Annotated in this window: 5 protein-coding genes and 4 pseudogenes; 6 read left to right on the forward strand and 3 right to left on the reverse strand. The window is 73.4% G+C overall.

Features of this window, described 5'->3' with window-relative positions:
* From JM949_RS38075 to JM949_RS31055, 3 genes and pseudogenes are all read left to right on the forward strand, one after another.
* Positions 1 to 683: pseudogene (locus JM949_RS38075) on the forward strand (hypothetical protein); the annotation flags it as partial.
* Entirely contained in the window at positions 665 to 1,741 is a 1,077-nt protein-coding gene (locus JM949_RS31050) for a hypothetical protein (protein ID WP_238434214.1), read from the forward strand. The pseudogene JM949_RS38075 and the gene JM949_RS31050, both read left to right, overlap by 19 nt.
* A gap of 250 nt (positions 1,742 to 1,991) precedes the next feature.
* The gene (locus JM949_RS31055) at positions 1,992 to 3,749 is read left to right on the forward strand and encodes a CDP-glycerol glycerophosphotransferase family protein (protein ID WP_203151679.1); all 1,758 of its coding nucleotides are present in this window, start codon (positions 1,992 to 1,994) and stop codon (positions 3,747 to 3,749) included.
* Positions 3,750 to 3,805: 56 nt separating this feature from the next.
* On the opposite strand, the gene JM949_RS31060 is transcribed toward JM949_RS31055, so the two are convergent.
* The gene (locus JM949_RS31060) at positions 3,806 to 4,144 is read right to left on the reverse strand and encodes a DUF952 domain-containing protein (RefSeq protein WP_203151680.1); all 339 of its coding nucleotides are present in this window, start codon (positions 4,142 to 4,144) and stop codon (positions 3,806 to 3,808) included.
* 113 nt (positions 4,145 to 4,257) lie between these two features.
* Here JM949_RS31060 and JM949_RS31065 point away from each other — a divergent pair, with 113 nt between their 5' ends.
* The 3 genes and pseudogenes from JM949_RS31065 (at position 4,258) to JM949_RS31075 (ending at position 6,758) form a co-directional block, all read left to right on the forward strand.
* Entirely contained in the window at positions 4,258 to 4,569 is a 312-nt protein-coding gene (locus JM949_RS31065) for a hypothetical protein (protein WP_203151681.1), read from the forward strand.
* Positions 4,570 to 4,656: 87 nt separating this feature from the next.
* On the forward strand, positions 4,657 to 5,313 hold the full coding sequence (locus tag JM949_RS31070; protein ID WP_203151682.1) for a response regulator transcription factor: 657 nt from the start codon (positions 4,657 to 4,659) through the stop codon (positions 5,311 to 5,313).
* 9 nt (positions 5,314 to 5,322) lie between these two features.
* Positions 5,323 to 6,758: pseudogene (locus tag JM949_RS31075) on the forward strand (sensor histidine kinase).
* A gap of 10 nt (positions 6,759 to 6,768) precedes the next feature.
* Here the strand turns inward: JM949_RS31075 and JM949_RS31080 are convergent.
* Both JM949_RS31080 and JM949_RS31085 read right to left on the reverse strand, forming a co-directional pair.
* Positions 6,769 to 7,727: pseudogene (locus JM949_RS31080) on the reverse strand (TAXI family TRAP transporter solute-binding subunit).
* Between the two features lie 45 nt (positions 7,728 to 7,772).
* Positions 7,773 to 7,958, reverse strand: a pseudogene (locus tag JM949_RS31085) (hypothetical protein); the annotation flags it as partial.

The following is a 7,958-nucleotide window of genomic DNA, read 5'->3' on the forward strand; positions in this document are numbered from 1 at the left end:
CCGGCGTGCGGCCGGCCGCCGACCGTCGGCTGCTGATCGGGGTGCTGGTCGCCGCCGCCGTGGCCGCCGTCTCCGCCGGGGTGGCCGGCACCGGGGTCAGCGTCTCGTGGTGGATCCCGGCGGTGGCCGGACTGCTCGCGGCGGTCGGCGGGATCCTGCTGGTGCGTCAGGCCTGGCTGGGTGGCCCGGTGTCCACCCCGGCCGCCCCGGCGCCCACCGCGGTGCAGTCGGCGTACGCGCTGGCCGTCTCGGCGCTGGTCGGCATCTCCTCGTTCTTCATGGCCCGCAACACCCCGGACGACGTCTACTACGTCGGCAAGTCGGTCTGGATCGCCGAGCGTGACCTGATCCCGCTCAACGACTTCCTCTTCTCCGAGAACGTGCTGCCGGCCATGGGCTCGCAGCCGCCGATCCCGTCGATCGAGGTCTTCGACGGCGCGTTCGCCAACGTCGTCGGCATCCACGCCAGCTCCGCCCTCTGGTACGTACTGCTGCCGATCATGGGGATGATCGCGGCGCTGGCGCTCTGGCGGCTGACCCACCGGTGGCCCCGCGTCGACAGCTGCTCGCCTTCACCGTGGCGATCGCGTACCTGTACCTCGTCGCCGGCGACGACGCCGCGCTGGGCACGTTCCACCTGCTCCGGCTGCACGAGGGCAAGGGCATGTTCGTCTCGGCGGTGATCCCGCTGATGTGGCTCTACCTGACCGAGTGGTTCGACACCCGGTCGCGACGCAGCCTGCTGCTCATCGTGGCGCTGTCGATCACCGCGATCGGCCTCACCAACACCGCGGCGATCATCCTGCCGATGCTGGTCGGCGCCGCCGCCTTCGCCATGCTGCTGGTCGGCCGCTGGAAGGCCGCCATCGTCGCGGCGGTCGCCGCCCTCGCGTACCCGATCGGCTCGCTGGTGGTCTCCCGCCTGCTGCTCGGCGGGATGACCGCGACCGGCGCGGACGACGCCTTCTTCGACGCGGCGTCCACCTACCGGCGGACCCTGCTGTTCGGTGTGGTGGGGGTGATCAGCGGGCTGGCGCTGTGGTGCGGCGCCCTGCTCGCCCGGCGGCGGACGCCCGCCCTGCTCGCCGCCGGTGCCACACTGGCGATGAGCGTCATGCTGGTGCCCGGCGTCCTGGAGGTGCTGAGCGCGTTGAGCGGCATCTCGGTGGTGCTCTGGCGGGTGCCGTGGCTGCTCGCCCTGCCGACGCTCATCGGCCTGCTCTGCACCGTGCGCGTGCCGGCGCCGACACCGGCGCTGCGCCGCGCGGCGGCCGGCGGGATCGCGGTGCTGCTGGTCGCCTCGTTCGCGCTGTTCGCCACCCCGATGTGGTCGTCGAAGAGCTGGGTCGACGTGCACGGCCGACGACCTGGAAGCTTCCGCAGCAGCGTCAGGCGATCGCGTTCTGGATCAAGGGTCTGGACCGTCCGCGGGGCATGCTGCTCGCGCCGAAGACCATCATGCGCACCACGCCGATCGTCACCAGCGAGGTCCGGGTCGTCCTGCCCCGTGACTTCTACCTCGTCGAGTACAACCTCACCTCCCAGTTCGCCAAGGACCGACTGCTGCTGTCCGGGTTCGCCGACGGCACGGCCAGCCCGACGCCGGCCGAACTCACACCGGCACTGGACCGCCTGGAAGTTGGCACCATCTGCGTCTACAACGGCAACCGGTACGCCCGCGACACCGCGCCGCAGCTCGGCTACCAGGAGTTCGCCAAGCGCAGGGCGCCCGGGGCGATGACCTGCTTCCGGCGGGTCGACTGAGCGACCGCACGACTGTCGAACACCCGACCCCGGGACGGCGTCGGGTGCGCCGAGGCACGGAACTTTGACCGAATTGGTGCGGGATACCCGAGCGACACCGGGCTGTTCCTTCGCGTTAAGGTCGCAGTCACGCGCAGCCGACTGCGGTTGCCTTGCTGCGCGACGGGGAGTGACGTCGGCCCATCACGGGCACAGCCCACAACGAATCTCGTAGGGAGCGAACTCGCTTGTTCGGCACGTTGACAGGACGCCTCGGAGTGGCCGCCCACAGTGCGCTGCTGGTACTGGCCTACCTGGTCATGCTCGTCGGTGGCGTATTCGGTTGGGTCGGCCTGTTCGCCGTCGCCGGGCTGGCCGCCATCATCGGCGAGTTCGCCGTCGCCCGCTGGTCACCGCCGTCGCAGCTGCTGCTGGAGAAGGTGGGCCTGCACTGGTCGTACCGGCAGCTGACCCGGGACCTCGCGGCCGTGTTGCTCGTCGTCGCCGAGGTGCGGCTCAGCGGCGGCGAACTGACAGTGCTGCTGGTGCTGCCGGCCGCGGTGTGGGTCGTGTCGGTCTTCGCCGGGGCGCTCTCCACCATGATCGAGCGGCGTAACCCGCTCTCCGCCATGGTGCGCAACATCGACCTGGGCCCGCTGTCCAGCGCTCCCACGCCGCCGGCCTGGGCGGCGGCGGTCGCCGGGGACCGGATGCCCCTGCTCAACCTGCTGCTGGTGCCGGCCGCGGTGGCCGCCGCGGTGCGGCACGACCCGACGCCGTTCTTCGTCGCCGCCGCGGTGTCGGTCGTGGCGACCGGCGTGGTGGGCGCCATCATCGCGCTGACCTGGCTTCGGGGCCGGGGTGCGGGGCAGGGCCCGCTGCTGCCAGCCGTGCAGCGCTGGCTGGACAGCTACCGGCCGGAGGTGGCGCTCTACTTCGCCGGCCCGGCCAAGGACGTCTACCAGGCCAACATGTGGCTCGCCCCGACCGAGGCGCTGCGGCAGCGCGCGGTGGTGCTGATGCGCAGCCGGGAGGCGTTCCTGGAGCTGGCCGACACCCGACTGCCGGTGATCTGCGTGCCGGCCGGCGTCGACTTCATGAACCTCGACCTCGGTGGCGTCCGGGCCGCGCTCTACGCCGCGAACGTCGGCGCGAACATCCACATGCTCCGCGAGCCGGGCACGAAGCACGTCTTCGTCGGGCACGGCGACAGCGACAAGCAGGCCAGCGTCAACCCGTACAGCAAGGTGTACGACGAGGTCTGGGTCGCCGGCCTGGCCGGTCGGGAGCGTTACGCGCGGGCCGGTGTGGGCGTGCTCGACTCGGACATCGTCGAGATCGGTCGGCCGCAGCTGGCCGGGGTGCACACCTTCGGCGCCGAGTCGGTGGACCGGCCGTTCACGGTGCTCTACGCGCCCACCTGGGAGGGCTGGCTCGACGACGACCCGTACCACACCTCGCTGGTGCTGATGGGTGAGCGGATCGTCAAGCACCTGCTCGCCACCAACCCCCGACTGCGCCTGATCTACAAGCCGCACCCACTGACCGGGTCGCGGTCCAAGGCCGCCCGGGCCGTGCACGAGCGGATCGTCGCGGCGATCCGGGCCGCCGGGGGCAACCCCGACGCGTCCTCCCTGGACGGCACCGCGCACCTGGTGGTCACCGGGCGCACGCCCGGGCTGTTCGACTGCTTCAACCAGACCGACCTGCTGATCAGCGACGTGTCCAGTGTGGTCTCCGACTTCGTGCAGAGCCAGCGGCCGTACGTGGTGGCCAACCCGGCCGGCCTGTCCGAGGACGACTTCCGCCGGGAGTACCCGACGGCTCGGGCCGCGTACCTGCTCTCCAAGGACTGCGGCGAGCTGGAGAAGATCGTGACGGTGACCCGGGCCGGTGACGACCCGATGACCGAGGCCCGCCGGGACCTGAAGACCTACCTGCTCGGCCCCGCCGAGGCGAACCCGATGGACCGGTTCCAGGAGGAGATCAGCCGCCTCTGCCGCTGAGCCTCACCTGCGACACCGCGCCCGGCCCGACACTCTCGGGCCGGGCGCGACCGTTCTCAGGCCAGCAGGGCGGCCACCGCGTCGGCGACCGGGATGTCCGCCGGCAACGCCCGCGCCGCCACCACCGCCGTGACCGGCAGCGGGCCGTACAGGTGCGGGAAGAGCTGCCCGCCGCGCGACGGCTCCCAGCGCAGCGCGTCACCCAGTCGCTCCTCCGCCACGCTCAGCAGGGTCAGGCCGGTCGCGCCGGTGAAGTACCGCCGCGCCGTCTCCACCACCTGGTCACCGCCGGAGAGGTGGATGAACCCGTCCTGCCGGTCCACGGCGGAGCCGGCGACGGCGCCGGCGGCGAGCGCGTCGTCCCACTCCGTGCTCGGCAGCAGTTTGTAGATCACCATGGCAGCCTACGGGGGCCCGGTCGGCGCGCCCGCCCGGTTTTCCCCGGTACCGCCGCGCCCGTCGCCCCTCGCCGGGCATGCTCAGGTCAAGGGCCGCGGAGGGATGGACGATGCAGAGCTACGACGACGACTGGACCGACAGCCAGCGCGCGCTGTACGACGAGTGCTACCGCGCCGGCGGCGAGTGGGCCGAGGACCCGGACACCCCGTCCGATGACGTCCAGCACGTGATCAACCTGGCCGAGGCGGACGACGACGCCTTCGACGATGCCGAGATCGACTATCCGCCGTTGGTCGACGCGGTCACCCAGGCCGGCGGGGTCACCGTCACCAGCGTGCCGGCCAGCCACGCGGACCCGGGCTTCCGTGGCTTCACCGACGGCGTCCGGGACGCCACCGCCGACGACGTCTTCGGCCTGTAACCCGCCCACCGCTGACAGGCGGCCTCCCGCCGCGCGCGTGCTTCTGCCACCATTCGCAGGACAGCGCTGCGAGGGACGGGGGCACGGGTGCGGATCCTGCTGGTGGAGGACGACCGCCGGGTGGCCGCCGCGCTCTCCTCCGCCCTCACCCGCCGTGGGTACGAGGTCGAGCACGCCGCCACCGTCGCCGCCGCGCTCTCCGCCGCCCCGTGTGACCTGGTGCTGCTCGACCTGACGCTGCCCGACGGGGACGGCACCGACCTGTGCCGGGAGCTGCGCCGGCGCAGCAGCCAGCTCGGCATCATCGCGGTGACCGCCCGGGGCGAGGAACGCGACCGGGTGCTGGGCCTGCGCCTCGGCGCGGACGACTACGTCGTCAAGCCGTTCTCGATGGTGGAGTTGCAGGCCCGGATCGAGGCGGTGCTGCGCCGCGCCGCGAACGCCGCGCCCCAGCGGCACCTCATCACGGCCGGGCCGGTACGCATCGACGTGGCCGCGCGGACGGTGACCGTGGACGGCCGCGCCGTCACGTTGACCCGCAAGGAGTTCGACGTGCTCCTCTCGCTGGCCCGCCAGCCCGGGGTGGCGGTGCCCCGCGACCGCATCCTGCTCGACGCCTGGGGCACCACCTGGGCCGACCGGCACACGGTGGAGGTGCACATCGGGTCGCTACGCGGCAAGCTCGGCGACCCCCGCCTGGTGGAGACCGTGCGCGGCGTCGGCTACCGGCTGCGCGACGCGTGAGGGGCTGACGTGCGCCGTCGACTGGTGATCAGCTATCTGCTCCTGATGGTTCTCGTCCTCCTCGCGTTGGAAACGCCGCTGGCCGCCACCATGACCAGCCGGGAGACCGAACGGGTGCGCGCCGACCGGCTCGCCGACGCCACCCGGTTCGCCTCGTTGGCCGGGCCGGCGTTGCGCGACGGCGGGCCGGGTCCGATCGAGTCCGAGCTGACCAGCTACGACGACCTGTACGCGATCGGCGCGGCGATCGTCGACCGGGACGGCAGGACCACCGTCTCGTCGCCGAGCTGGCAACCCGGCCCGGGCACGGGGACGGTGCTGGACACCGCGCTCTCCGGCCAGCAGACCAGCGCCCCCGAGTCGGTCTGGCCCTGGATGACCGCGCCGCTGGCGGTGGCGGTGCCCATCAACGACGGTGGCGAGGTCCTCGGCGCGGTGGTGATCGTGACGCCCTCCGCCCCGATCCGCCGCGCTGTCGTGGTGTGGTGGCTGCTGCTCGCCCTGGCCGGTCTGCTCGCCGTGCTGGCCTGTGTGCTCACCGCCTTCGGGCTGGCCGGTTGGGTGTTGCGCCCGGTCACCGAGCTGGACGCGGTCACCCACGAGATCGCCGAGGGCGACCGGGGCGCCCGGGTGCAGCACCGCCTCGGCCCGCCGGAGCTACGCCGCCTCGCGGCCAGCTTCAACCACATGGCCGACGTGGTCTCCGACGTGATGGACCGGCAGCGCGCCTTCGTCGCGCACGCCAGCCACCAACTGCGCAACCCGCTCACCGCGCTGCGGCTGCGGGTGGAGGAGCTGGGCCCCAGCCTCACCGACCCGGACGGGCGGGCGGAGCACCGGCTGGCGCTTGAGGAGACCGACAGGTTGGCGTTGGTCCTCGACGCGCTGCTCACCCTCGCCCGGGCCGAACGGGAGGAGAACGAGCGGGTCACCGTGGACGCGGCAGCGGTGGCCGCGTCCCGGGTGGCCGCGTGGGCGCCACTGGCCCGGCACCGTTCGGTCGCGTTGCGGCTGGCCACGACCCACGCCCCGGCGTACGCCCAGACCGTGCCGACCGCCGTGGACCAGGCCCTGGACGCGCTCATCGACAACGCGGTGAAGTTCAGCGGGGCGGGCGGCGCGGTGACCGTGACGGTGAGCCGGCGCGACGGCGGGGTGGCGCTGGAGGTGCGCGACTCCGGCCCGGGCATGACCGAGAGTCAGCTCGGCCAGGCGACCGAGCGGTTCTGGCGGGCGCCGGACGCGCAGAACGTGGACGGCGCCGGGCTCGGCCTGACCATCGCCGCCGTGCTGGTGGACGCGTCGGACGGGCGGCTCACCATGCGCCCGGGGCGGTCGCGGGGCTGGTCGCCGCCCTGTGGTTCCCGGCGCCCGACCCTGACCCGGCCGCCGAGCCGGTGGACCAGGACGCGGCCGCCGACCGGCGACCGAGCCCGGCGCGCTGAGGGCCGGTCGTCACGGTTTGGCGGCGCGGTACCAGGCGGCGGCCCCGGGGTGCAGCGACAGCGGCGCGGTGACGATCGCCGAACGCGGGCTCATCCGCCCCGCCGCCGGATGCGCGGCGGCCAGCTCGGCCCGACCCTCCATCAGCAGCCGGGTCACCTCCCGGACCAGCGGCTCGGGCAGGTTGGCCCGGACGATCAAATAGTTCGGGTCGGCGACGGTGGTCACCGCGTCCACCCCGTACACCGAGCGCGGGATGTCCCGGGAGACGTAGACCTGGCCGTAGCGGGAGCGCAGCGGCTCGGTCCACTCGCTGAGGTCCACGATCCGTATCGCGCTGGCCCCGGCCAGCTCCTCGATGCCGCGCACCGGCAGCCCACCGGAGAAGAAGAACGCGTCGACCTGTCCGGACCGCAGCGCCGCCACCGAGTCGTCCAGACCGAGGCGCTCGCGGCGCACCTGGTCGCCGCCGAGGTGGGCCACCTCCAGCAGCCGGGTCGCGGTGATCTCGGTGCCGGAACCGGCCGCGCCGACCGACACGCGTCGACCCCGCAGGTCGGCGATCGTGCGGACCGGCCCGCCGCCCGTGGTGACCAGGTGCAGCTGGTCGTCGTACACCCGGGCGACCGCGTCGACCAGCGGGCGGCCCGTGGTGGCGGTGGGCAGCACGTCGGCCTGGGTGAAGCCCAGCTCGGCCCCGCCGGAACCGACGAGGTCGACGTTCTCCGCCGAGGCCGCGGTGACCACCACGCTCGCCCGCACGTCGGGGAGTTCCCGGTTGAGGATCGCCGCCAGCGACTGCCGAACGCGTAGTAGACAGCGGTGGGGCTGCCGGTGGCGATCCGGATCGACGTCGGCTCGCGCGGGGTGTCCCGGCAGCCGGCGACGGCCAGCGCCGCGGTCAGCAGCACCGTCAGCAGGGCCGCCAGCCAGCTGCGGCGACTGGACGAGGTACGACTCACGCGGTGCACTGTGCGCCGTCGGGTCGGCGTACGCAAGCCCGTTGACGCCGGCGGTCAGCAGGCGGCGGCACGTGCCGCCGGCGGGGCCGGGTCGCGGGCCGGGGCCAACTCCGCGCTGCGCACGATGCGCTCCCGGTCGGGACCGCCGGCCACGCTGACCAGGAGGCAGCCGGTGCGCTGGTGCAGCCGGGCCGGCACATCCAGCACGGCGGCGCTGCGGACCAGCACCCCGGCCAGCTC

This window comes from Micromonospora tarensis, assembly GCF_016803395.1.
Classification (GTDB): Bacteria; Actinomycetota; Actinomycetes; order Mycobacteriales; family Micromonosporaceae; genus Micromonospora; species Micromonospora tarensis.